Raw genomic sequence first — 24,763 nt, forward strand, 5'->3', positions numbered from 1 at the left:
GTCAGGATCTCACCGCCGCCAGCGCGTCCTCCAGGGTGAACGCCTGCGCGTACAGGGCCTTGCCCACGATCGCGCCCTCGACGCCGATCGGCGTCAGCGCGGCCAGGGCCCGCAGGTCGTCCAGCGACGACACGCCGCCGCTGGCCACCACCGGCCTGTCGGTGCGGGCGCAGATCTCCCGCAGCAGGTCGAGGTTGGGGCCGCGCAGCGTGCCGTCCTTGGTCACGTCGGTCACCACGTAGCGGGGGCAGCCGTCGGCCTCCAGGCGCTCCAGCACCTCCCACAGGTCGCCGCCCTCCTTGGTCCAGCCCCGGCCGGCCAGGGTGGTGCCCCGGACGTCGAGGCCGACCGCGATCCGCTCGCCGTAGCGGGCGATGGCCTTGGCGCACCAGGTGGGGTTCTCCAGGGCGGCGGTGCCGATGTTCACCCGGCGGCAGCCGGTGGCCAGCGCGGCCTCCAGGGAGGCGTCGTCGCGGATGCCGCCGGACAGCTCGACCTTGACGTCGAGCGCGCCCACGACGGTGGCGACCAGCTCACGGTTGGAGCCCCGGCCGAAAGCGGCGTCCAGATCGACCAGATGGACCCACTCCGCGCCGGCCTCCTGCCAGGCGAGCGCCGCCGAGAGGGGGTCGCCATAGGAGGTCTCGGTGCCCGCCTCCCCCTGGACCAGGCGGACCGCCTGCCCGTCTGCGACGTCCACGGCGGGCAGCAACTCTAGCGACATCTGATCAGGACCTCCGGTCGAAGACAAGGATGACGAAAAGCGGCGCGAACAGCGCCGAGAGCACCAGCACGCCCAGCCGCGCGGCCCACGAGGACCACAGCAGCCAGGCGATCACCTGCACGACGAGGAACAGGACCGCGACCACGCCGTTCTGCGCCCGGCGACGGCGGGCCCGGATGCCGCCCTGCGCGGCGATCCGGACGGGCCTGCGGCGCAGCGGGGCGGTGACCCTGCCGATCCGCCGGCGCCGCCGGGCCAGCCGGGCCTCCCGCTCCGCGCGGAGCGTCGCCTGGCGGGCCTGCTCGGCCTCCCGCTCGGCCCTGCGCCGGGCGCGTTCCCTGCTCACCGCGGCCCGCCCCGGTCCACCGGCCCCGCAGCGGGGCCCGGGGACCACGCGGAAGACCGCGAGGACCGCACGGGAGGCCGCGGGAGCCGTACGGAACCGGGAGTGATCGGCCGCGACTCACCGTGACCGACCCTACCCGCGGCCACCGGCCGCCCACAGCGGTTCGCGGCGGACACCCGCCTCGCCTGCCCGGCCGCTCACCCGAGGCCGCCGAGCCAGTTGGCCAGCAGCTGGGCGCCGGCGTCGCCGGACTTCTCCGGGTGGAACTGGGTCGCCGACAGCGGGCCGTTCTCCACCGCCGCGACGAACGGCGTGCCGTGCTCGGCCCAGGTGACCAGGGGCGGGGTGAAGCCGTCGCCCACCGGCATGTCCCAGGACCGCACGCCGTAGGAGTGGACGAAGTAGAACCGGGTGCCGGGGTCCATCCCGGCGAACAGCACGCTGCCCTCCGGCACCGCGACCGTGTTCCACCCCATGTGCGGCAGGACCGGCGCCTCAAGGCGCTCGACCGTGCCCGGCCACTCGCCGCAGCCCTCGGTGACCACCCCGTGCTCGACGCCCGTGCCGAACAGGATCTGCATGCCGACGCAGATGCCCAGCACCGGCCGGCCCGCGGCCAGCCGCCGGTCGATGATCTGGTCGCCCCGCACCCCGCGCAGCCCCGCCATGCAGGCGGCGAACGCGCCGACGCCCGGGACGACGAGGCCGTCGGCCTCCATCGCCGCGGTGTAGTCGGACGTCACCGTCACCTCGGCGCCGACGCGGGCCAGCGCCCGCTCGGCCGAACGCAGGTTGCCCGATCCGTAGTCCAGGACCGTTACCTTCTTCACCACCACAGCACCGCCGCCGTCGTCGCCATCGCCGCCAGGACGGCCAGCAGCAGCGCGCCCTTCTTCAGCCCCTGCTTGTAGAACGAGACGATCCCGCCGACCAGGAACAGCGCCACGAAGGCCATGGCGACGGCCGTCCAGTTGTCGCTCACGAGCCCTCCCCCGCGCCCGCGGGGCCCGCGAGGGTCACAGGACACCCTTGGTGCTCGGCACCCCGCTGGCGCGCGGGTCGAACTCCGACGCCTCGCGCAGCGCCCGGGCCAGCGCCTTGAACTGCGCCTCCACGATGTGGTGGGCGTTGCGGCCGTAGGGGACGTGGACGTGCAGGCAGATCGCGGCCTGCGCGACGAACGACTCCAGGATGTGCCGGGTCATCGTCGTGTCGTAGTCGGGGCCGATCATCGGGGCCATGCCCGCGGGCTCGGTGTGCACGAGGTACGGGCGCCCCGACAGGTCGACCGTGACCTGCGCCAGCGCCTCGTCCAGCGGGCACGACGCGCTGCCGAACCGCCGGATGCCCGACTTGTCGCCCAGGGCCTCGCGGAACGCCACGCCCAGCGCGATCGAGGTGTCCTCGATCGTGTGATGGGAGTCGATGTGCAGGTCGCCCTCGGTCTTCACGATCAGGTCGAACAGGCCGTGCTTGCCGAGCTGGTTCAGCATGTGGTCGTAGAACCCCACGCCCGTGGACACCTCGACCTGCCCGGTGCCGTCCAGGTTGACCTCCACCAGCACCGAGGTCTCCTTGGTGCCGCGCTCCACCCGGCCGCGGCGCTCCGGGACGTCTCCGGCGGGACTGCTCACAGGATCTCCTCCAGGGCGGCGCGGAACGCCGCCATCTCCTCGCTCGTACCGATCGAAACCCGCAGCCACCCGGGCGGGCCCACCTCCCGGATCAGCACCCCCCGGTCCAGGAGGGCCTGCCAGACCGCGTGACGGTCGTCGAACCCGCCGAACAACACGAAGTTGGCGTCCGAGTCGGCGACCGCGAGACCCCTGCCGCGCAGCCACGTCACCGTGGCGTCGCGCTCGGCCCGCAGCGCGTCGACCGTGCCGAGCAGCTCGCGGCCGTGGGACAGCGCCACCCGCGCCGCCGTCTGGGTGAGCGTCGACAGGTGGTACGGCAGGCGCACCAGCAGCAGCGCCTCGATCACCGCCGGGTCGGCCGCGAGGTAACCCAGCCGGGTCCCCGCCATCGCGAACGCCTTCGACATCGTCCGCGTGACGATGAGCCTGGGGTGGTCCGGCAGCAGGGTCAGCGCCGACGGGGTGCCGGTCCGGGCGAACTCGAAGTACGCCTCGTCCACCACCACCATGCCCGGCGCCGCCCGCACGATCCGCGCGACCACCTCCGGGTCCAGCGCGGTGCCGGTCGGGTTGTTCGGCGAGGTCAGGAACACGATGGCGGGCCGGTGCTCCTCGATCGCCGCCACGGCCTTGTCCGGGTCGATCCCGAAGTCGTCCTCGCGCGCCGCCGGGACCCACTCGGTCGAGGCGCCCAGGGACAGGAGCCGGTGCATCGAGTAGGAGGGCTCGAAGCCCATCGCGGTACGGCCCGGCCCGCCGAAGGCCAGCAGGATCTGCTGGATCACCTCGTTGGAGCCGTTGGCCGCCCACACCCGCTCACCGGTCAGGCCGTGCCCGAGATAGGCGGCCAGGTCCGCGCGCAGCGCCGTCGCGTCGCGGTCGGGGTAGCGGTTGAGCTCACCCGCGCCGCGCCGTACCGCCTCGGCCAGGTCGGCGACCAGCGCCTCCGACGGGCCGTAGGGGTTCTCGTTGGTGTTGAGCCGGACCGGGACGTCGATCTGCGGGGCGCCGTACGGCGACATCCCCCGCAGGTCGTCGCGGATCGGCAGGTCTTCGAGCCTCATGAGGGGATCTCCCAGTCGAACCGGGCACGGACCGCCGCGCCGTGCGCGGGGAGGTCCTCGGCGTCGGCCAGCACGCACACGTGCGCGGCGGACTCGGCGAGGGCCTCGCGGCTGTAGTCCACGACGTGGATGCCGCGCAGGAAGGTCTGCACCGACAGGCCCGACGAGTGGCAGGCGCAGCCGCCGGTGGGCAGCACGTGGTTGGACCCGGCGAGGTAGTCGCCGAGCGAGACCGGGGCGTAGGGGCCGATGAAGATCGCACCGGCGTTGCGGACCCGCGCGGCCAGCGCCGCGGCGTCGGCGGTCTGGATCTCCAGGTGCTCGGCGGCGTAGGCGTCCACCACCCGCAGGCCCGCCTCCATGTCGTCCACCAGGAGGATCCCCGACTGCCGGCCCGCCAGCGCCTCGGTGATCCGCTCGGAGTGCTTGGTCGCGGCGACCTGCCGGGGCAGCTCGCGCTCCACCGCGTCGGCCAGCTCCGCCGAGTCGGTGACCAGCACCGCCGCGGCGATCGTGTCGTGCTCGGCCTGGCTGATCAGGTCGGCCGCGACGTGCACCGGGTCGGCCGTGCGGTCGGCCAGGATCGCGATCTCGGTGGGCCCGGCCTCGGAGTCGATGCCGATGCGGCCCTTGAGCAGCCGCTTGGCCGCCGCCACCCAGATGTTGCCCGGACCGGTGACCATGGTGGCCGGCCGGCACTCCTCGGTGCCGTAGGCGAACATCGCCACCGCCTGCGCGCCGCCCACGGCGTACACCTCGTCCACCCCGAGCAGCGCGCACGCGGCCAGGATCGTGGGGTGCGGCAGCCCGCCGAACTCCCGCTGCGCGGGCGAGGTGACCGCCAGCGAGGCCACCCCGGCCTCCTGCGCGGGCACCACGTTCATCACCACGCTGGAGGGGTACACCGCCCGGCCGCCCGGTACGTAGAGGCCCACGCGGTCGACCGGCACCCAGCGCTCGGTCACCGTGCCGCCGGGCACCACCCGCGTGGTGACGTCGGAGCGCCGCTGGTCGCGGTGGACCAGCCGGGCGCGGCGGATCGACTCCTCCAGCGCCTGGCGGACCCGCGGGTCCAGCGACTCCAGCGCGGCGGCGATCGCCTCTGCCGGGACACGGGTGGACGTGAGCTCGACGCCGTCGAACCTCGCGGTCAGCTCCCGCACCGCCTCGGCCCCGCGATGATGCACGTCCTCGCAGATCGGCCGCACCTTCTCCAGGGCGGCTTCGACGTCGAGCTCGGCACGGGGCAGCACGTCTCGCAGGTCCTCCGGGAGGACTCCGCGCAGGTCGGTACGGGAAATCACCCGTCCAGTCTACGGATGCCCGCCACCGGCCGGGGTTCCGTCCGGCATCCGGACATCGCCTTTACGATGTAGATTTCTAGCAGACACTAGACTCCGCCCGTGAGCAAGAGCAGGAGCAAGGGCGGCCAGGGCACCCCGGCGACGATCACGCTGGCCAAGGCGGGGATCGGCTTCACCCTCCACCCCTACGATCACGACGCGAACGCCCAGGCCTACGGCGAGGAGGCGGCCGACGCGCTCGGCGTGCCGTACGAGCGGATCTTCAAGACGCTCGTGGCCGAGGTCGAGGGCGGCCTGGCGGTCGCGGTGGTGCCGGTGGCGGGCAAACTCGACCTCAAGGCGTTCGCCGCGGCGCTGGGGAGCAAGCGGGCCGCGATGGCCGACGCCGCCAAGGTCGAGCGCGTCACCGGCTACGTCGTGGGCGGGATCAGCCCGCTGGGCCAGCGCAGGCCGCTGCCGACGGTGGTCGACGACTCGGCCCTGGGCTTCGAGACGATCTACTTCTCGGCCGGGCGGCGCGGGCTGCAGATCGAGACGGCCCCCGCGGAGCTGGTCCGCCTGACCAAGGCGGTCACCGCGCCCATCGGCAAGACGGGCTGACCCGGACGGCCGCCGCGCCCACCGGCGAGACGGGCTGACGCCCGGTCCCGCGCGTTGTCGAGGGTTGCCGGTGCCCTCGGCGGTCCCCCCGGGCCAGACTCCGGGCGGGACCGCACACGATCGGGGGAGACAATGATCTACCTGACCGCCGTCGAGATGGCCCGGCTGCTGCGCGCCCGCGAGATCAGCGCGGTGGAGCTGCTGGAGGCCCACCTGCGCCGGATCGAGGAGGTCGGCCCGCGCGTCAACGCGATCGTCACGCTGGTGGCCGAACGCGCCCTGCGGGAGGCCGGGGAGGCCGACCGCGACCTGGCGCGCGGCCACTGGCGCGGGCCGCTGCACGGCCTGCCCGTCGCGCACAAGGACCTCGCCGACACCGCCGGGATCCGCACCACGTACGGCTCGCCGCTGTTCGCCGGCCACGTCCCCGCCGCCGACGCGCCCATCGTGCGCCGGATGCGCGCGGCCGGGGCGATCACGGTCGGCAAGACCAACACGCCGGAGTTCGGCACCGGCTCGCACACCGTGAACGCGCTGTTCGGCGCCACCCGCAACCCGTACGACCTGTCGAGGTCGGCGGGCGGCAGCAGCGGCGGCGCGGCGGCGGCCCTGGCGAGCGGGATGGTCGCCCTGGCCGACGGCTCCGACATGGGCGGCTCGCTGCGCAACCCGGCCTCGTTCTGCAACGTGGTGGGGCTGCGGCCCACGCCGGGGCGGGTGCCGTCCACCTCGGACGCCGCGGCGTGGTTCACCCTCGGCGTGCCCGGACCGATGGCCCGCACCGTGGACGACCTCGCGCTGATGATGAGCGCGGTGGCCGGGTTCGACCCCGCCTCCCCGCTGTCGATCGCCGAGAGCGGCGCGGTCTTCGCGGGCCCCTGGGGCGAGGAGGACCTGTCCGGCGTGCGGATCGCCTGGAGCCCCGACCTGGGCGGTCTGCCGGTGGACCCGGAGATCGCGAAGGTCACCGCGGAGGCGCCGCGGGTGCTGGAGGGCCTGGGCGCCCGGGTGGAGCAGGTGGACCTGGACCTCTCCGACGCGGAGGACGCCTTCCGGATCTACCGGGCCTGGTACTACGCGCTGTCCTACGGCGACCTGCCGCCCGGCGGCCTCGGGGAGAACGTCCGCTGGAACGTCGAGCGGGGCCGCGAGGTGACCGGCGCCGACCTGGCCAGGGCCGAGCGGCTGCGCAGCGGCCTGTACCGGCGGATGAACGACTTCTTCGAGACCTACGACCTCCTGGTCGCGCCGGTCAGCCAGGTGCCGCCGTTCCCGGTGGAGCAGCCGTACGTCTCGGAGGTCGCCGGGCAGGTGATGCCCGACTACCTGGCGTGGATGCGCTCGGCCTACTGGATCAGCGTGCTGCACGCCCCGGCCGCGTCGGTGCCGTGCGGCTTCACCTCCGGCGGGCTGCCGGTGGGCGTGCAGTTCGTCGGACGGCCCTTCGCCGACCTGCGGGTGCTGCGGCTGGCCCGCGCCTTCGAACAGGCCACCGGCCACGGCCTGCGCCGCCCGCCCTGCCGCTGACGCGGGGTCAGCGGTCCAGCGGGCCGTAGCCGGGTAGCGGGCCGTACGGTTCCTCGCCGCCGAAGGGGCGGCGCAGCGGCGAGTCGCGGTAGCCGGCGACGGCCTCCAGCGCGAAGAACAGGCCGGCGGCGAGCGTCGGCCAGATGTAGAGCACGCCGTGGGCGGTGAGGTTCAGCGGCCCCGGCACCAGCTGCACCCCCGCCGGCCCGGAGCCGGCGACGTCCGCCGCGCCGAGGTTCAGCGCCCGGCCGGCCGCCAGCGCCAGGTGGGAGCCGAGCAGGCCGCCCGCGGCCAGGCCGAGCACCACCGCGACCGGGCGGCGCCGGCGCGACAGCGCGTATCCGGCGACGCCGCAGGCCAGGCCCAGGACGCCGGTGACGACGGCGAACCAGCCGTCGGCCGCGATGAGGGCCTGGGTGGTCGGGTCGGCCAGGACCCTGCCCTGTCCGGTCACCGCGTACGGCGGGCGGGGGGCCAGCAGCGACCACACCGCACCGGCCGCCGCGCCCAGCGCCGCAAGCGCCAGCACGGTGACGGCGAAGTCACGCACGTGTCGCAATGTGGTTCCCCTCACCCTCTGTACTGATGCGCCCGATGTTACCCATGACCCGCCCGGTGCTCCCGGTGAGCGGGGGCGAATCCCGTTACGCTGTCCGGGTGAGCGAAGAGGTATGGCTGATCGAACCCTCCGGACCGCTACGGGGCGACGTCGAGGTCCGCGGGTCGAAGAACGGCGTGTCCAAGCACATGGTCGCCGCGATGCTCGGCATCGGGGAGAGCACGATCCACAACGCCCCCGAGGTGGGCGAGGTGGAGATCACCGCGAGGATGCTGCGGGCGCTGGGCATCGACGTGGAGATCACCTCCCGGGCGATCACCATCGCCCAGGGGGAGCAGATCAACCCGCACGTCCCGGCGGCGTTCACCGGTCTGAACCGGATCCCCATCCTGATGCTGGGCCCCCTGCTGCACCTGGCGGGTGAGGCGTTCGTGCCGCTGGTCGGCGGCGACCCGATCGGGCGGCGGCCCGTCGACTACCACGTCGAGGCGCTGCGCGCGATGGGCGCCGAGGTGGAGGTGAGCGACACCGGGGTCTACGCCAAGGCCAAGCGGCTGCGCGGCACCCGGCTGGAGCTCCCGTACCCGAGCGTGGGCGCGACGGAGACGATCCTGATGTCAGCGGTGCTGGCCGAGGGCAAGACCGTCCTCAAGGGCGCGGCCATGGAGCCCGAGGTCGTCGAGCTCGCCCTGTTCCTGCAGCGCATGGGCGCGCGCATCGAGCTCAGCCCGGACCGGCGCATCGTGATCGAGGGCGTGGAGCGGCTGCGCGGCGCGTCCACCTGGCTGAACGGCGACCGGATCGAGGCGTTCTCCTACCTCGCGGCCGGGCTCATCACCGGCGGCGAGGTGCGGGTGCACGGCTGCCCCCAGGACCGCCTGGTCACCGCGATCACCACCCTGGCGCGGATGGGCGCCGAGCTGGACATCACCGACGACTACGTGTCGGCCTCGGCCCCGGACGGCCTGCGGGCGGCGGCGGTGCAGACCGACACCCACCCGGGGTTCATGACCGACTGGCAGACGCCGCTGATGGTGCTGTTCACCCAGGCCCAGGGCATGTCCGTGCTGCACGAGACGGTGTTCGAGAACCGCCTGGTCTACGTGCCGGCGCTGCAGAAGATGGGCTGCGAGATCGAGGTCTTCGACGTGTGCCTGGGCGGTCCCGCGTGCCGCTACCACGACACCAACGCCAAGCACTCGGCGGTCGTGCGCGGCGTGTCGAAGCTGCGCGGCGCCGACGTGACGCTGCCCGACATCCGGGCGGGCTTCTCGGCGGTGCTGGCGGGCGCGGCGGCGGAGGGCACCTCCACGCTGCGCGGGGTGCACCACATCGAGCGGGGATACCACCGCCCGTTCGAGCAGTTCGCCTCCCTCGGGCTGAAGATCAGCAGGGAGAACGCCCCCGAACGTTGACTTCCTCCCGGCCCTAAAGGACCGGGATTCCCCGTGCCGCCGGCGCGGCATGCTGCCGCGCTCGTGGCCGAGGTGGTTGACGCTTCACAGACCGGGTAGCCCCGAGGTCTCCACGCCCTGACACGGCATGCCCTGCCGCCTTGATGTTCTTGGCCGCGTTCACATCGGCGTGCTCGCGATGGCCGCAGGAGGTGCAGGCGAACCGCGCTTGGCTCTCGCGCGATGCCGCATCCACCGCCTTGCACGCTGAGCACGTCTGGGACGTGTACGCCGCCGGGACCTTGATTATCTTCGTGCCCGTGTAGCGGGAGGCCGAGGTGACGGCGAGTTCGAGCCCGTACCAGCCCTTATCCAAGATCGCCCGATTGAGGCCAGACTTTTGGGCGCCCCCCGATGCGGGCTGCTCGACGGTGCCCTTCGCGGACATCGTCATGTTCCGCGTCCGCAGGTCTTCCAGCACGACCGTGCCGTACCGGCTGGTGAGCGTCGCGGCGAGCTGTGCGTTGAAGTCCGCGCGGCGGGATCGGACCCGCCGCATGACCGTGCCGATCTTCGCGACCACCGTCCCACGCCGGTTGGAGCCCTTGCGCGTGCGGGCGAGTTGCTGCTGCAAGCGGCGATACCGCTGCGCTTCACCGGAGGTGATGAACGGCCGGTCGTGGAAGTCGCCGTCGCTCGTGGTGGCGGCGACCACAACTCCCCGGTCGACACCCACCGCCGGGCCAGGGTGCGCCTCGGGGGTGGCCTGCCCGTCTTCGACGAGGAAGGAGACGAACCAGTGGCGGCCGTCACGGGAGACCGTGGCTGAGCGCAGAGTGCCGCCGAGCGGGCGTGACCAGCGCAACCGCACCCATCCGAACTTCGGTAGCTTCACCCGGCCCCAGCGGCGGCTGATCCGTTCCATGACGATCTGCTTGGCGTCGGGGAACCGGAACGACGGCTTCCACCGCCGCACCGAGCGCCAGCGGACCTTCCACGTCCCGTGGGCCTTCACGGCTTGCTCCAGGTCCTTGAGCGTCTGCTGGAGCACTTGCGAGGGGGCATCAGCGAGCCAGGGGAAATCCCGTTTGGCCTCTGCCAGTTGCGCGCACTGGGTGGCGTGGCCGATGAACGCCCCGCGTCGCCGATACTCCCGGCGTTGCTCCAGGGCGGTGTTCCACACCGACCGGCAGATCCCGCCGACCTGCTCAGCGAAAGCGGCCTGGACAGGGGTCAGGTCCAGGCGGTAGCGACGACCGGTCAGCACGTGCCGCCCCCTTCCTGATCAACCCCCTGAATCGAACACATTATCGTATGGTCTATGACCAACGCAGCCGAATACCGTCGCGGGCGACACGTTGTTTCCGCACTCCACGCCCATCTGGCCTTTGTCACCAAATACCGGCGGAACGTGTTCGACGACGCGATGCTCCGCCGCTGCGAAGACATCATGGTCGAGGCGTGCCACAGCTTCGCAGCCGAACTGCGCGAGTTCAACGGCGAAGACGACCATGTGCACCTCCTCGTGCACTACCCGCCCAAGGTCTCCATCAGCAAACTGGTCAACTCCCTCAAAGGCGCCTCCTCGCACTACCTGCGAAAAGAGTTCACTGGGCGGGTCAACCGGGCCATCATGCACGGCCACTTCTGGTCGCCGTCCTACCTCGCCGCGTCCTGCGGCGGCGCACCATTGACCATCATCAAGGCCTACATCGAACAGCAGCGCCGACCGGCCTGAGGTCACCAATCCGCGCTTCGCGCTCCGCTCTGTCCCGGCTCCGCCGGGCCATCCCCTGCCGGGGGCCGGATTCATCCCCGGCCTGAAGGTCGAGACTTTCTCCGGATTCCCGGTAAATTCTTCCGGCCGGACGTTTGGCTTTGATCAACCGGACGCACGTTACTATGCGTGACATCGCCACCACCGGAGGTGAGACGAAGCCTCATCGCCTGCCTGCGGGGCCTGCTCATCTGCGGTGTGCTCGGCGGGCTGCTGTCCGCCGTCGCGGTGCTGCCGCTGGCGGGCGGCGCCGGTCTGGCCAGCAACGAGGTGGCCGCCACGCTGCTCGACCTGCCGCCCAGCCCGCACGAGGAGCCGCTCCCCCAGCGGACGGTCCTGCTGGACCGCAACGGCCGCAAGTTCGCGCAGTTCTACACGGAGAACCGCACGATCGTGCCGCTGGAGCGGGTCGCGCCGGTCATGCGGCAGGCGATCGTGGCGATCGAGGACTCGCGCTTCTACGAGCACGCGGGCCTGGACGTCAAGGGGACGCTGCGGGCGCTGATCGCCAACACCCAGGCCGGCGGGGTACGGCAGGGCGGCTCCTCGCTCACCCAGCAGCTCGTCAAGAACATCCTGGTGGAGAACGCCGAGACCGACGCCGAGCGCGACCAGGCCAGGGCGCCGAACCTCAAACGGAAGATCATCGAGCTGCGGTACGCGCTGGCGATGGAGAAGAAGTACAGCAAGGCCGAGATCCTGGAGCGCTACCTCAACATCGCCTACTTCGGCGCGGGGGCGTTCGGGGTGGAGGCGGCGGCCCAGCGGTTCTTCTCCATCCCGGCCTCGAAGCTGAACCTGCGGCAGGCCGCGACGCTGGCCGGGGCGGTGCGCACGCCGTACGCCACCGACCCGTCGCTGGGCAGGCAGCGGCGGACGCGGCTGCGTGAGCGCCGGAACATCGTGCTGGACCGGATGGCCCAGCTCGGCATGGTCCCCTGGGCGCAGGCCGAGGAGGCCAAGCGGTCCCCGCTGCGGATCCGGCTGAAGTCCGAGCCCGGCGGGTGCGCGGGCAGCGACTACCCGTACTTCTGCCTGTACGTGCACCGGGAGCTGCTGAACAACCCCGTCTTCGGCGCCGGCCGCGCCGAGCGGGAACGCCGCCTGGCCAGGGGCGGCATCGTGCTGCGCACCACGCTGGACCCGGTCGCCCAGCGGGCCGCGCAGCGGGCGATCTCCGCGCGGGTCGGGACCAGGGACACCGAGGTCGCGGCCGAGGCCATGGTGGAGCCGGGGACGGGGCGGATCCGGGCGATGGCGGCCAGCAAGAAGTACGGCCGCAACTCCGGCAACGCAAACGACGGGCCCCGCACCACCTACAACCTGCCGGCCGACGTGGCGCACGGCGGCGGCATGGGCTTCCAGGCCGGGTCGACCTTCAAGGCGTTCACCCTGGCCACCGCGCTGAAGCAGGGCTGGCGGTTCGACGACGGCTTCGACACCCCGGGGAGCTTCACCCCCGACCACGGTTTCGTCGACTGCCGGGGCCGCAAGGTCAACGACCCCGGCGCCGAGATCCTCAACGCCAGCGGGGAGGGGACCGGCGGGCCGTACAGCATCTCCACCGGCACGTGGAAGTCGGTGAACATCTTCTACATGATGCTGGAGCAGCGGGTCGGGCTGTGCAACGTGGTCACGACGGCCAAGTCGCTCGGCGTCGCCCGCGCGGACGGCAAACCCCTGCGCGAGGTGCCGACCTTCACCCTCGGGGTGAACGAGATGGACCCGGTGACGGTCGCGGCGGCGTTCGCCGCGTTCGCCGCCCGGGGCCGGTACTGCCATCCGATGGCGATCACCGAGATCGCCGAGCAGGGGGGCCGGCGCATCGAGGTGCCGCCGAGCTGCGGCCGGGCCATCGAGCCCTACCTGGCCGACGCGGTCAACCACGTGCTGTCGGGGGTGTTCACCAAGGGCACCATGACGGGGCAGGGCATCGGCCGGGACGCGGCGGGCAAGACCGGCACCAACAACGGCTACACCTCGGCGTGGTTCGCCGGCTACACCCCCGACCTGGCCGCGGCGGTCAGTCTGGGCGACATCCGCGGCTCCTACCGCTACCCGCTGCGCGACGTGACGATCGGCGGCGAGTACTACGGCCAGGTCCAGGGCGCCTCCCTGCCGGGCCCCATCTGGGTGGCCTCCATGGAGGCCGCGCTGCGCGGCGTCCCCGAGCGGCACTTCCACGCCCCCGACATGCGGCGCTTCGGCGGCGGGCACACCCCGGGCCTGGAGAAGGCCGAGGAGGCCGAGAAGAAGCGGCGGGAGGAGGCCGGCCGGGACGGCGGGCGGCGCGACGGCGGGCGGGAGCCCATCGGCCGCCGGGAGGGCCGGTGGTGGCGCGGCCACCGGGACCCGTTCTCGGCCGAGCGCGCCTACCGGGTCTGGCGGGAGGAGTGGCGCCGCTGGCGGCGCGACCACGGCTGACCCGCCACGCGCCCGCCCCCGCCGGTCCCCCTCCCCGCCCGGGGTCCGGGCGGGCTCACCCGGCGGGGGAAGGCGGGGCGGAACCGTCCGGGGAGTCGTCCGGTGTCACGGGCCCGGCCGACGGAGCCGGCTCCGCGGACGCGACGGTCCCGTCCGGTGGGGCGGGCTGGTCCATGGACGTGAGCCCCTCGCCGATCCTCCGCAGCTCGCGCTCGACCGCCTCCGGGCCGCCGAGGTCCTCGGCGTAGGACGGGCTGAACATCACCTCGGCCCGCCGCGTGCCTCCCATGTCGAGGAGGAGGGACGGGGTGCTCGGCCCCTCGTCCCCGCCGACCCACTGCGTCACCAGGTACGCGGTACGGTCGCCGATGGTCACCTCCTCGCCCGTGCTCCGGTCGCGGTAGTCCCGCAGGCGCTCATCGAACTCCCCGGCCGCCCTCCCCTCGCGGATGAGGATCTGGACGCAGTAGGCGCCGTTCTCGTCGCCGTCGTAGTTCCAGGTGGTGGTGTACTCCTCCGCCCGGTCCTCCCACCAGTGGGTCCAGTGCAGCCGCGGGGACAGGTAGACGACCTTGACGTGGCCGAGGACCCGTTCGTTGAAGACGCGGGAGCCGCCGGCCTGACCGGTGGCGACGGTGGAGAGCTCACCGGCCACCGGCGCCGGCGCGGGGCCCCGGGTGAGGAACAGCTGGACCGGGACCACCGCCGCGACCACGGCCACCGCGGCGGCCAGCGCGCCGCGCCCGGCCCGTCCGGCCCGTCCGGCGTTCCCGCCGCGGCCGGAACGCATGACGCGCCGGGCCAGGTCCGGCGCGGCATGCAGCTCCCGCGTCTCCTCCGCCATGGCCCGGCGCAGGATCTCCTCAAGAGTGGGCACTTTCGAGCACTCCTTCCAGTGACTCGTGGCCGATGGCCGTCCTGAGCTTCGCAAGCGCCTTCGACGCCTGGCTCTTCACCGTGCCCGTCGAGCAGCCGAGGATCTCGGCCGTCTGCGCCTCGCCGAGGTCCTCCCAGTAGCGCAGGACGATCACCGCGCGCTGCCGGGGCGGCAGCGCGCGAAGGGCGTCCATGAGCATCCCGCGCAGGTCGAGGTCGACCTCCCGGGCCGGCCTCTCGGGCGGGGTGTGGGTGGGCAGGATCCGCAGGATCGCCCGGCGCCGGGCGCGGTTGATGGCGGCGTTGACGATGACGCGGCGGACGTACGGTTCCGGGTTGTCGTGCCACACCCGGTCCCACCTGCGGTACGTCCGCTCCAGCGCCGTCTGCAGCAGGTCCTCGGCCTCCCGCTCGTCACCGCACGCGAGGTGGGCGACGCGCAGCAGGCTGGTGCCCCGCGCGGCGACGAACGCGGCGAACCCATCGTCGTCGGGACCGCTCATCCCTGTTCGTCCGATCTCATGCCCGGTAGTACACGCGGACCGCCCGGAAGGTTGTCCGGCGCCCCCGAGAACACGCCGGACCAGGGCCGGCGGCCCCGAGCCGGAAAGCATCCCGCCGCACGGGCAACCCGGGAGGCCGTCCGGATGTATCAGGGGGCATCCACAGAACGGGGGCGAGCACATGCCGAATGCGTTTCTCGACGCCATGGCGGCGCTGTTCGGAGCCGACGACGATCCCCACTTCGGGGACGACACGCATGCGCTCGACGAGGACGACGACATCGATGAGGCGGAAGACCTGGATGACGATTTCCGATGAGTTCCCGCGACCTCGCGGGAGAGATGTGACCCCTACCCGCCGGAGGCCGGCGGAATGACCTTCACCCTGGAGGAGGTGCGGCTTTCGACCTACAAGGCGCGGGACGCCTGGTGGACGGTGTTCCTCGTGGACCCCGTGGCGGGCCGCCTGGTGGTCGCGACCGCGAATCGCACCTCGATCACTCCGAACCAGCTCACCTGGGGTGCTTTCGTCCTCGGCCTCGGGTCGGCCGCCTGCTTCCTGATGGCCGAGTGGGTCTGGCTGGCCGCCGGAGCGTTCCTCTACCACCTGAGCTTCGTGCTCGACTGCATGGACGGCAAGATCGCCCGTCTCAAGGGCACCGGGACGGTCCTGGGCGGCTGGCTCGACTACGTGTTCGACCGGATCCGCGTGTTCACCTGCACCCTCGCTCTGATGGGAGGCCAGTACCGGGTGGGCGGGCAGGAGGTGTACCTGTTCCTCGGCGTCGCGGTGGTCTTCCTCGACATGCTCCGCTACATGGACGCTCTGCAGGTGGGGAAGGTCAGGCGCCAGATGCGCCAGAAGCTGCGGAAGGCGATCAGGGAGGCGTCTCCGGCCGATCCCGCCGCCCTCACCGGCGGCCTGCCGTCCGGGAAGCCCGGTCTCGACGCCGACCCCGACCCCGACCCCGACCCCGACGCCGACGACGGGGAGGCCGTGATCCGTACGGCACGAACCGTCGACCTGCAACAAGAGTTCCGCTCGCGTTTCGCCTGGTACCTACGGATCCGCGACTGGCTGCGCGACCACCGGGTCCGCACCCACCTCGTCAGCGGCATCGAGTTCCAGATGGCGGTGTTCATCGTGGGCCCGCCGGCCGGGGGGATCATCCCGGTGACCGTCGGCGCGGGGGCGCTGCTGCTCCTCTTCGAGGTCGCGATCGTGTACAAGCTCTGGCTGTCGTCACGGGACCTCGCCCGCGCCCTGGCCGAGATCCGGCGGGCACGCCCGGCGACCGTGGGCTGAGCCGAGCACGCCCGTGGCCGTCCCCGCCGGGTACGGGGACGGCCACGGGCGTCGCGGTCCCGCCCGGCACGGAAACGGCGGGCGCGGGCCGGTCGGCGATCATCCCGGCGGTCCCGCCCGCCCCGGCTCAGGCGCCCAGGCAGGCCGGGCCGAGGAGTTGCTTCAGGTCGCCCATCAGAGCCGGGGACAGGGCGACGCGCAGGCGGTCGTCGAGCCGCATGACGGTCGTCCGGGGGCCGTTGTGGACCTGCAGGTGGACTTCGGTGGTGCCCGGGTGGGTGGTCAGGACCTCCTTCAGCCGCCCCACCACGGGCGGGGTGCAGCGGGTGAGCGGCACGCTGACGACCAGGGGGCCGCCGCCCTCGACCGAGAGGTCGGGGGCGGTCACCTCCATCGCGATGATCTTGCCGACGTCCTCGCGCTTGTCCAGTCGGCCCTTGACGAAGACGATCGCGTCCTCGGCGAGGATCGTCGAGCAGAGCTGGTACGTCGAGGGGAAGACCATCACCTCGATGGCGCCCTCCAGGTCCTCCAGCGTGGTCAGGACCCAGGTGTCGCCCTTCTTGGTGACCTTGCGCTGCACGCCGCTCAGGATGCCGCCGACGGTGACGATCTGGCCGTCGGGCCGGCCGCCGTCCTGGAGCGCGGCGACCGAGCAGTCCGCGCCGGAGGCGAGGATGTGCTCCACGCCGAACAGCGGGTGGTCGGAGACGTACAGGCCGAGCATCTCCCGCTCGAACGCCAGCAGGGTGGTCTTGTCCCACTCCCCCGGCGGGATCTGCACGTCGAAGGTCTGGTCCTCGGCGCCCTCGACCGCGCCGAACAGGGAGTCCTGGCCGATCGCCTCGTTCCTCTTGATGTCGATGATCGCGTCGACGGCCTGCTCGTGGACCAGGACCAGGCCCTTGCGGACGTGCCCGAACGAGTCGAACGCGCCGGCCTTGATCAGCGACTCGATGACGCGCTTGTTGCAGACGACCGCCGGGACCTTGCGCAGGAAGTCCTTGAAGTCGGCGAAGCGGCCCTTCTCCTTGCGCGCGGCCAGGATCCCGTCGACGACGTTGCCGCCGACGTTGCGGATGGCCGACAGGCCGAAACGGACGTCGGAGCCGCGCGGGGTGAAGTCGAAGTCGGAGTCGTTGACGTCCGGCGGGAGCACCTTGATGCCCATGCGGCGGCACTCGTTGAGGTAGAGGGCCGACTTGTCCTTGTCGTCCTTGACGGAGGTCAGCAGGGCCGCCATGTACTCGGCGGGGTAGTTGGCCTTGAGGTAGCCGGTCCAGTACGCGACGAGGCCGTAGCCGGCGGTGTGGGCCTTGTTGAAGGCGTAGTCGGAGAAGGGCAGCAGGATGTCCCACAGGGACTTGATGGCCGCGGCGGAGAAGCCGTTGTCCTTCATGCCGCGCTCGAAGAACTCGTACTGCTTGTCCAGCTCCGACTTCTTCTTCTTGCCCATCGCGCGGCGGAGCAGGTCGGCGCCTCCGAGGGAGTAGCCGGCGACCTTCTGCGCGATGGCCATGACCTGCTCCTGATAGACGATCAGGCCGTAGGTCGTGTCGAGGATCTCCTTGAGCGGCTCCTCCAGCTCCGGGTGGATCGGGATGATCTCCTGCTGGCCGTTCTTGCGCAGCGCGTAGTTGGTGTGCGAGTTGGCGCCCATCGGGCCGGGCCGGTAGAGCGCGAGGGCGGCGGAGATGTCCTCGAAGTTGTCCGGCCGCATCAGGCGCAGCAGCGAGCGCATGCCGCCGCCGTCGAGCTGGAACACGCCGAGGGTGTCGCCGCGGGCCAGCAGCTCGTAGGTCCTGCGGTCGTCCAGCGGCAGCTTGAGCAGGTCGATCATGGTGCCGGTGTTGGCCTCGACGGCCTTGAGGCAGTCGTCGATGATCGTGAGGTTGCGCAGGCCCAGGAAGTCCATCTTCAGCAGGCCGAGCGTCTCGCAGGTCGGGTAGTCGAACTGCGTGATGATCGCGCCGTCGGAGTCGCGGCGCATGATCGGGATGTGGTCGGTCAGCACCTCCGACGACATGATGACGCCCGCGGCGTGCACGCCGGTCTGCCGGATCAGGCCCTCCAGGCCCCGGCCGAGGTCGACCGCCGCCTTGACGTCGACGTCCTCCTCGTACAGCTTGCGCAGCTCGCCGGCCTCGTTGTACCGGGGGTGGTCCTTGTCGAAGATGCCGGAGAGCGGGATGTCCTTGCCCATCACCGCGGGCGGGAACGCCTTGGAGACCCGGTCGCCCAGCGCGTACGGATAACCCAGGACGCGGGCCGCGTCCTTGATGGCGGCCTTCGCCTTGATGGTGCCGAAGGTGGCGATCATCGCGACCTTGTCGGAGCCCCACTTCTCGGTCACGTAGCGGATCACGTCGCCGCGCCGGCGCTCGTCGAAGTCGATGTCGACGTCGGGCATGGAGACGCGCTCGGGGTTGAGGAACCGCTCGAAGATCAGGCCGTGCGGGATCGGGTCGAGGTCGGTGATGCCGAGGGCGTAGGCCACCAGCGAGCCCGCCGCCGAGCCGCGGCCCGGGCCGACCCGGATGCCGTTGTTCTTGGCCCACATGATGAAGTCGGCGACCACGAGGAAGTAGGACGGGAAGCCCATCTGGACGATGACGCCGAGCTCCTTCTCGGCCCAGGCGCGGTGCTCCTCGTCGACCCCCTCGGGGAAGCGGCGCTCCATGCCCTCCCAGACCCGCTGCCGGAAGAACTCCTCCTCGGTCATGCCGTCGGGCACCGGGAAGGTCGGCATCAGGTTCTTGAAACCGAACATGCCGGTCGGGTCGACCTTCTCGGCGACCAGCAGGGTGTTGCGGCAGCCCTCGGCCCACAGGTCGGAGGAGTCGACGGCGCGCATCTCGTCGGCGGTCTTGATGTAGTAGCCGCTGCCGTCGAAGCGGAACCGGTCGGGGTCCGACAGCTGCTTGCCCGTCTGGATGCACAGCAGGGCGTCGTGGGAGGAGGCGTCGGACTCGTAGGTGTAGTGGGAGTCGTTGGTGACCAGCGGCGGGATGCCCAGCTCCCTGGAGATGCGGGTCAGGCCGTCGCGGACCCGGCGCTCGATGTCGAGCCCGTGGTCCATGATCTCCAGGTAGTAGTTGTCCCTGCCGAACAGCTCCTGGTACTTCGCCGCGGCGGCGAGGGCCTCGTCGTACTGGCCCAGGCGCAGCCGGGTCTGCACCTCGCCGGACGGGCAGCCGGTGGTGGCCATCAGGCCCTCGGCGTGCTCGGCGAGGATCTCGGCGTCCATCCGGGCCCACTTGCGGACGAAGCCCTCGGTGTAGGCCCGGGAGGAGAGCTTCATCAGGTTCTTCAGGCCGCGCTCGTTGCGCGCCCAGATCGTCATGTGGGTGTAGTAGCCGCCCGCCGAGACGTCGTCCCTCTTCTGGTGCGGCTCGCCCCACAGCACCGGCTTCTTCTGGTGCCGCGATGCCGGGGCGACGTACGCCTCGATGCCGATGATCGGCTTGATCCCCGCCCCGGTGGCCTGCTTGTAGAAGTCGTAGGCGCCGTGCATGTTGCCGTGGTCGGTGATCGCGATGGCGGGCATGCCCAGGTCGCCGACCTGCTTGAACATCTGCTTCAGACGGGCGGCTCCATCGAGCATGGAGTACTCCGTGTGAACGTGAAGATGGACAAACGAGTCTGGCATGCGGCCTCTCCCTCCCCTGGTCACTTCTCGGCGTGGGAAGCCTACGCGCGTCGGGGCCGTCACCGGGTGCCGCCTCGCGCCGAAGCGGGGGCAACGCTCGGCTACCTTAAGTGATGGCCTATCTGAGCTGGGCAAACAGGGGGACCACGTGAAGACCGAAGAGGGCTACCGCCCCGCGCTCGGCAACCGCCAGGTGCAGATGATCGCGATCGGCGGCGCCATCGGCGTCGGGCTGTTCCTGGGCTCCGGCGGGCGCCTGCAGGCGAGCGGGCCGGCGCTGGTGCTGTCGTACGCGGTCGCCGGGCTGGCGGCCTTCTTCGTGATGCGCGCCCTGGGCGAGCTGGTGCTCCACCGGCCCACCTCCGGCTCCTTCGTAGACTACGCCGCCGAGTTCATCGGCCCGTGGGCGGCCTTCGCCAGCGGCTGGATGTACTGGGTCAACTGGGCCTTCACCGGCATCGCCGAGCTGACCGCGATCTCCATCTACGTGCAGATGTGGGCGCCGGACTTCCCCCGGTGGCTCACCGCGCTCGTCGCGCTGGGGTTCGTGCTGATCGTCAACCTGCTGTCGGTGCGGCTCTTCGGCGAGCTGGAGTTCTGGTTCGCGCTGCTGAAGGTGCTGGCCATCTGCGCGTTCCTGGTGGTCGGGCTGGCGGTCGTGCTGCTGGGCACGAAGGTGGGCGGGACGCCCGCGGGGGTCGGCAACCTCACCTCGCACGGCGGTTTCTTCTCCATGGGGTTCCCGCCGGTGCTGATGAGCCTGCAGTCGGTCGTCTTCGCCTACTCGGCGATCGAGCTGGTCGGCATCGCCGCCGGCGAGACGAGGAACCCCGAGAAGGTCATGCCCAAGGCCATCAACAGCGTGATCTGGCGTATCGGGATCTTCTACGTCGGCTCGGTGCTGCTGCTGTGCATGGCGCTGCCGTGGACGTCCTACGGTCCCGGCCAGTCCCCGTTCGTGACGGTCTTCTCCGCCCTCGGCGTGCCCTGGGCCGCCGACGCGATGAACCTGGTCGTGATCACCGCGGCGTTGTCGTCGTGCAACTCGGGCCTGTACTCCACCGGCCGGATCCTGCGGGCCATGGCGGTCAAGGGCGAGGCGCCCGCCGTCGCGGGCCGCCTCAGCTCGCGTCACGTGCCCTTCGGGGGCATCCTCATCACCGCGGGGGTGCTGCTGGCCGGGGTGGTGCTGTACTACTTCGTCCCCGAGCGCGCCTTCAACATCGCCACCGCCGTCGCGTCCCTCGGCGTGATCACCACCTGGGCCACCCTGGTCTACTGCCAGCTGCGGCTGCGTCGCGCCGCCCAGCGGGGCCTCGTCGAGCGGCCGTCCTTCCGGATGCCCGGCTCGCCGTACACCAACTGGCTCACGCTGGCCTTCCTGGCGCTGGTGGTGGTGCTCATGGCGTTCGCCGACCCCGACCAGCGCATCGCCTTCTTCTGCGTCCCGGTCCTGGTCGTGGCGATCGCCCTGGGCTGGCGCGTCGTCGGTTCCCGCCGCCGCGCCAGGGCCCCGCTGGCCGACCGCACGCCCGGCTGATCCCGGGCCCCGTCACCGCCGGGTGTACGGCGGGCGCGCGCTCCCGGGGCGTCCCACGGCGTCCCACGGCGTACGGCGAGCCCCCCGCGTACGGCGCGGCGCGCGGGTCAGCCCCCGTCCGGGGCCCGGCGCTCCTCGGCGACGTGCAGGCCCGCCTCGATGACGGCCTTCATGATGGGCGCGAGCCGCTCCTCGCCCAGCGTGGGGGCGCGGCGGGCCATCTCGGCGACCAGGCGGCGCTCGCGGTCGGGGTCGCGGCCGGCGAAGCCGCCGACCGGCTTGAGCCGCTGGATGACCCCGGCGAGCCCGACCCGGCGCTCCAGCAGGACGGCGAGGGCCGCGTCGACGCGGTCGATGGCGCCGCGAGCGGCCGGGATCGAGCCGGGCGTCTCCGGGCGGGTCAGCGCCCCGACGACCCGGGCGGCCTCCAGCGCCCCGCGGACGGCCTCCCCGGAGACGTCGGGCGACAGCAGCAGGCCGTCGGCGCCGGCGGCGACCGCCGCCGCGGCCAGGCCCGTGTCCTTCCCGAGGCCCGCGACGACGGGCCGGCCGGACCTCTCGCGGGCGGCGCGCAGCAACGCCAGGTCGGGGGCCGGCTCCGCGACGCGCGCCCGGCCGCCGCTCTCGCACAGCACGATCCGGTCGTTGCCCTCGGCCGCGCACTGCCCGGCCACGGCCAGCCACTCCTCCAGCGTCGCGGCGGGGCCGCGCTGGACCACCACGGGCAGGCCGAGCCGGGCGGCCGCGCGGACCAGCGGCAGGTCGCGCGTCCAGGCCGCGCCGACCACCACCGCGTCGGCCGCCGCGGCGATCGCCGGAAGGTCGCCCGCGGCGGACGGCTCGACGAGGAGCGGGCCCTCCCACCCGGCCCGGACCAGGGCCAGCGCCTCGCCCGCCGGCTCCCGGCGGGTCCGCAGGTCGAGCAGCAGCGCCTCGGCGCCCGGCCCGCCGATCACCACGACGGGCCCCTCTCCCACGGTGAGCGCCCCCAGGCGCACGGCCCGGCGTTCCAAGTCTGCGGTCAACATCACGGCTCCCTGGCTGGGCCGGCGCGCCCCGCGAGCCGGCGGATCGGAGAAACAAAAAAGGCAGAGATCTCAAGGTCTCTGCCTGTGGCCGGCTCCGGAAGGTCGCTACGTCACGTCGTCACGACCGGCTCCCCGGAGCCGGCCCGATAAACGCGAAGTGGCATGTCATGGCATCGACGATAGGCCATCTCCCGGCGACACGCCAGTTGGTGAGCAGATTCGTCTCATATGTCGAACGAACAGTGCGCGAGAGAGTCGATCATCCCACCTGGCCTGTGAGAGTATTCGGTGGCTTAGAAAGGGGTAGGTGCGGTTGATGGCCGAAGCACAACCTGAGGGACGTCGCGTTGCTTCCCGCTACCACCTGCTCGAACCCATCGGCCGGGGTGGCATGGGCATCGTCTGGCGGGCCCACGACGAGCTGCTCGACCGCGAGGTCGCGGTCAAGGAGGTCCGCTACGCCGACACGCTCGGCGAGGACAACCAGGAGAACTTCAACCGGCGGACCAAGCGCGAGGCCCGCGCCGCCGGGCGGCTGACGCACCCCAACGTGGTGGTCGTCCACGACGTCGTCGAGGAGGACGGCCGGCCGTGGATCGTCATGCAGCTGGTGGAGTCCCGTTCCCTCGGCAAGGTGCTGCGGCAGGACGGCCCGCTGCCGCCCGAGCGGGTCGCGGAGATAGGGCTCCAGGTTCTCGACGCGCTGCGCGCCGCGCACGCCCAGGGCGTGCTGCACCGCGACGTCAAGCCCGAGAACGTACTGCTGGCCGACGACGGCCGCGTGGTCCTCACCGACTTCGGCATCGCGACGCTGGAGGCGGAGACCGCGCTGACCATGACCGGCATCGCGGGCACGCCCGCGTTCATCGCGCCGGAACGGATCAAGGGCGGCAGCGCCCAGCGCGAGTCCGACCTGTGGTCCCTCGGGGCGACGCTGTACGCGGCCGTGGAGGGCCGGGCCCCGCACGACCGCGGCGGGGCGCTGCCGACCATGCACGCCGTGCTGAACGACGAGCCCGACCCCCCGGTGCGCGCGGGGCGGCTGGCCCCGACCCTGGAGGGGCTGCTCCGCAAGGACCCGGCGCGGCGCCTGTCGTACGACGAGGCGGAGCGGATGCTGCGCGAGGTCGCCGAGGGCGGCCGGCGGAGCGCGCCTGCCGGGGAGTCCCGGGAGCCCGCGAGGACGACCGTCATGCCGGTCGCCGAGACGCCGGACGCCCCGGAGCCACGCGCGGCGCGGGAGGCGCGGGAATCCCCCGACGACGCGGCGGCCGCGGCGACCGACCCGCAGATCCGCCTGGAGGCGGGCGGCGCGCCGTCCACCGGGGCCAGGCTCGGCACGACCGCGCCGGCGGAGGAGGAGGACGTCCCGTCCGTCCCGGCGCCGGCGCCGCCCGCGACCCCGGCCCCGACCGGCCGCGCGCCGTCGGCCAAGGCGGGACGCGAACCCGTCCCGCCGGTACGGCGCGCCGGGCCGGACCCCGCGCCCGCCGCCCGACCGGAGCGGGATCCCGGGCCGCGCGAGGCCATTCCGGCGCCCAGGCCGGAGCCCGTCGTCCCCCCGGCGCGCCGGGAGCCCGCCGCGCGGTCCCGGCCGGAGCCCCGGCCGTCTGCGCCGCCGACTGTGTCGTCCGCGGCGTCCGCGGCGTCGTCCGCGCCGCCCACCGTGCCGCCGTCCGCGGCGTCCGACATGCTGCCCACCTCGCCCGGGGACGGCGGGAGATCCGGGTCCGCGCTGCGGTGGGCCCTGCTGATCGTTCCGGCGATCCTGCTGGTCGGGGCGCTCGCGGCGTGGCTCGGGATGCGAAGCGCCGAGAACGACGGCGGCTCCCCGGCCTCGCGGGCCGGCCGGTCGGCCGAGCCCGCCGGCACCTCGAAGACCTCCGAGGCGTCCCGGCAGCCCACCTCCGACCCCACGTCCTCCGAGTCCCCGGGCTCCGGCGAGAGCCCGAGCGCCGCCCCCTCCCCGTCCCCCTCGGCGTCGGAGACCGGCGGAGAGGACGACGAGAAGGAGAAGAAGGACGAGCCCGCGCTGCCCGCGGGCTGGCGCATGCACAAGGACCCCAACGGCTTCTCCATCGGGTTGCCCAAGGGCTGGCACGAGGACAAGCGGGTCGGCAAGCAGGTGTGGTTCCGCAGCCCCGACCGGGTGAGCTTCGTGTTCGTCGAGTACGTCGACAAGGCCGGACCCGACCCCAAGAAGGACTGGGAGAACCAGGAGTCCTACAGCCGCGGCAGGTTCCCCGGCTACAAGCGGATCCGCATCGAGAACACCGACTACATGGAGAAGGCCGCCGACTGGGAGTTCACCTGGAGCACGAGCTCGGGCAGGGCCCGGGTCATCAACCGGGGGTTCGTCACCAAGGGCGGCCGGGGGTACGCGATCTACTGGCACACCCTCGCTTCGAAGTGGGACGAGAACCTGCACTACTTCAAGGGGTTCACCGAGTCCTTCTCCTCGAAAAAGTGAGATTCGCCCCGACGGGCTACGATGCCTGGGTTTGG

22 protein-coding genes are annotated in these 24,763 nt (G+C 72.3%); 9 read left to right on the forward strand and 13 right to left on the reverse strand.

Translation table 11 applies throughout. The features are described from left to right. Nucleotide 1 precedes the first annotated feature (1 nt). From priA to hisD, 7 genes are all read right to left on the reverse strand, one after another. Complete coding sequence (priA, locus tag HDA43_RS04130) at nt 2-724, reverse strand: bifunctional 1-(5-phosphoribosyl)-5-((5-phosphoribosylamino)methylideneamino)imidazole-4-carboxamide isomerase/phosphoribosylanthranilate isomerase PriA (protein WP_179818375.1); 723 nt, start codon at nt 722-724, stop codon at nt 2-4. A 4-nt stretch (nt 725-728) separates the two neighbouring features. Then, nucleotides 729-1,070: a hypothetical protein gene (locus HDA43_RS04135; protein ID WP_179818376.1), complete on the reverse strand. Its 342-nt coding sequence runs from the start codon at nt 1,068-1,070 to the stop codon at nt 729-731. Between the two features lie 197 nt (nt 1,071-1,267). Further along, nucleotides 1,268-1,903, reverse strand: a complete 636-nt coding sequence (hisH, locus tag HDA43_RS04140; protein WP_312872979.1) for an imidazole glycerol phosphate synthase subunit HisH — start codon at nt 1,901-1,903, stop codon at nt 1,268-1,270. Beyond that, nucleotides 1,897-2,052 carry a CG2302 family histidine operon protein gene (locus tag HDA43_RS04145; RefSeq protein WP_179817687.1) on the reverse strand — a complete coding sequence of 52 codons (156 nt, stop codon included), beginning with the start codon at nt 2,050-2,052 and terminating at the stop codon, nt 1,897-1,899. Before HDA43_RS04145 ends, hisH begins: the two co-directional genes overlap by 7 nt. A 34-nt stretch (nt 2,053-2,086) precedes the next feature. Beyond that, complete coding sequence (hisB, locus tag HDA43_RS04150; protein ID WP_179818378.1) at nt 2,087-2,704, reverse strand: imidazoleglycerol-phosphate dehydratase HisB; 618 nt, start codon at nt 2,702-2,704, stop codon at nt 2,087-2,089. Then, on the reverse strand, nt 2,701-3,771 hold the full coding sequence (locus tag HDA43_RS04155) for a histidinol-phosphate transaminase (protein WP_179818379.1): 1,071 nt from the start codon (nt 3,769-3,771) through the stop codon (nt 2,701-2,703). The genes hisB and HDA43_RS04155 overlap by 4 nt, the downstream gene beginning before the upstream one ends. Further along, nucleotides 3,768-5,075: a histidinol dehydrogenase gene (gene hisD / locus HDA43_RS04160; RefSeq protein ID WP_179818380.1), complete on the reverse strand. Its 1,308-nt coding sequence runs from the start codon at nt 5,073-5,075 to the stop codon at nt 3,768-3,770. The genes HDA43_RS04155 and hisD overlap by 4 nt, the downstream gene beginning before the upstream one ends. A gap of 99 nt (nt 5,076-5,174) precedes the next feature. On the opposite strand from hisD, the gene ybaK reads away from it, so the two are divergent. Beyond that, nucleotides 5,175-5,675: a Cys-tRNA(Pro) deacylase gene (gene ybaK / locus HDA43_RS04165; RefSeq protein ID WP_179818381.1), complete on the forward strand. Its 501-nt coding sequence runs from the start codon at nt 5,175-5,177 to the stop codon at nt 5,673-5,675. Between the two features lie 132 nt (nt 5,676-5,807). Further along, entirely contained in the window at nt 5,808-7,202 is a 1,395-nt protein-coding gene (locus tag HDA43_RS04170) for an amidase (protein WP_179818382.1), read from the forward strand. 7 nt (nt 7,203-7,209) lie between these two features. Here the strand turns inward: HDA43_RS04170 and HDA43_RS04175 are convergent, their stop codons facing one another. Further along, on the reverse strand, nt 7,210-7,752 hold the full coding sequence (locus tag HDA43_RS04175; RefSeq protein WP_312872982.1) for a hypothetical protein: 543 nt from the start codon (nt 7,750-7,752) through the stop codon (nt 7,210-7,212). 107 nt (nt 7,753-7,859) lie between these two features. Between HDA43_RS04175 and murA the strand changes: the two genes are divergently transcribed. After that, nucleotides 7,860-9,176: a UDP-N-acetylglucosamine 1-carboxyvinyltransferase gene (gene murA / locus HDA43_RS04180; protein ID WP_179818384.1), complete on the forward strand. Its 1,317-nt coding sequence runs from the start codon at nt 7,860-7,862 to the stop codon at nt 9,174-9,176. 13 nt (nt 9,177-9,189) lie between these two features. Here murA and HDA43_RS04185 read toward each other — a convergent pair whose 3' ends face one another. After that, nucleotides 9,190-10,422 (reverse strand): RNA-guided endonuclease InsQ/TnpB family protein, encoded by a 1,233-nt coding sequence (locus HDA43_RS04185; RefSeq protein WP_179818385.1) that lies wholly within the window; start codon nt 10,420-10,422, stop codon nt 9,190-9,192. Nucleotides 10,423-10,476: 54 nt separating this feature from the next. Between HDA43_RS04185 and tnpA the strand changes: the two genes are divergently transcribed. Then, on the forward strand, nt 10,477-10,893 hold the full coding sequence (tnpA, locus tag HDA43_RS04190; RefSeq protein ID WP_179818386.1) for an IS200/IS605 family transposase: 417 nt from the start codon (nt 10,477-10,479) through the stop codon (nt 10,891-10,893). Nucleotides 10,894-11,061: 168 nt separating this feature from the next. Continuing rightward, the gene (locus tag HDA43_RS04195) at nt 11,062-13,356 is read left to right on the forward strand and encodes a transglycosylase domain-containing protein (RefSeq protein WP_312872983.1); all 2,295 of its coding nucleotides are present in this window, start codon (nt 11,062-11,064) and stop codon (nt 13,354-13,356) included. A gap of 55 nt (nt 13,357-13,411) precedes the next feature. Here the strand turns inward: HDA43_RS04195 and HDA43_RS04200 are convergent, their stop codons facing one another. Both HDA43_RS04200 and HDA43_RS04205 read right to left on the reverse strand, forming a co-directional pair. After that, entirely contained in the window at nt 13,412-14,233 is an 822-nt protein-coding gene (locus HDA43_RS04200) for a hypothetical protein (RefSeq protein WP_179818387.1), read from the reverse strand. Next, nucleotides 14,220-14,735 carry a SigE family RNA polymerase sigma factor gene (locus HDA43_RS04205; RefSeq protein ID WP_179818388.1) on the reverse strand — a complete coding sequence of 172 codons (516 nt, stop codon included), beginning with the start codon at nt 14,733-14,735 and terminating at the stop codon, nt 14,220-14,222. Before HDA43_RS04205 ends, HDA43_RS04200 begins: the two co-directional genes overlap by 14 nt. Nucleotides 14,736-14,916: 181 nt before the next feature. Here HDA43_RS04205 and HDA43_RS04210 point away from each other — a divergent pair, with 181 nt between their 5' ends. Then, nucleotides 14,917-15,054, forward strand: a complete 138-nt coding sequence (locus HDA43_RS04210; RefSeq protein WP_179818389.1) for a hypothetical protein — start codon at nt 14,917-14,919, stop codon at nt 15,052-15,054. A gap of 54 nt (nt 15,055-15,108) precedes the next feature. Next, a complete protein-coding gene (locus HDA43_RS04215) occupies nt 15,109-16,041 on the forward strand; it encodes a CDP-alcohol phosphatidyltransferase family protein (protein ID WP_179818390.1) in 933 nt (310 codons plus the stop codon). 127 nt (nt 16,042-16,168) lie between these two features. On the opposite strand, the gene dnaE is transcribed toward HDA43_RS04215, so the two are convergent. Then, nucleotides 16,169-19,690: a DNA polymerase III subunit alpha gene (gene dnaE, locus HDA43_RS04220; RefSeq protein ID WP_179818391.1), complete on the reverse strand. Its 3,522-nt coding sequence runs from the start codon at nt 19,688-19,690 to the stop codon at nt 16,169-16,171. Nucleotides 19,691-19,838: 148 nt separating this feature from the next. On the opposite strand from dnaE, the gene HDA43_RS04225 reads away from it, so the two are divergent. Continuing rightward, nucleotides 19,839-21,230, forward strand: a complete 1,392-nt coding sequence (locus HDA43_RS04225; RefSeq protein ID WP_312872985.1) for an amino acid permease — start codon at nt 19,839-19,841, stop codon at nt 21,228-21,230. A 107-nt stretch (nt 21,231-21,337) separates the two neighbouring features. Here the strand turns inward: HDA43_RS04225 and HDA43_RS36290 are convergent, their stop codons facing one another. Further along, entirely contained in the window at nt 21,338-22,258 is a 921-nt protein-coding gene (locus HDA43_RS36290) for a chorismate mutase (RefSeq protein WP_179818393.1), read from the reverse strand. A gap of 316 nt (nt 22,259-22,574) precedes the next feature. Here HDA43_RS36290 and HDA43_RS35745 point away from each other — a divergent pair, with 316 nt between their 5' ends. After that, on the forward strand, nt 22,575-24,728 hold the full coding sequence (locus tag HDA43_RS35745) for a protein kinase domain-containing protein (protein ID WP_179818394.1): 2,154 nt from the start codon (nt 22,575-22,577) through the stop codon (nt 24,726-24,728). Nucleotides 24,729-24,763 lie beyond the last annotated feature (35 nt).

Origin of the sequence: Streptosporangium sandarakinum, from assembly GCF_013409935.1 — a bacterium.
Classification (GTDB): Bacteria; Actinomycetota; Actinomycetes; order Streptosporangiales; family Streptosporangiaceae; genus Streptosporangium; species Streptosporangium nondiastaticum.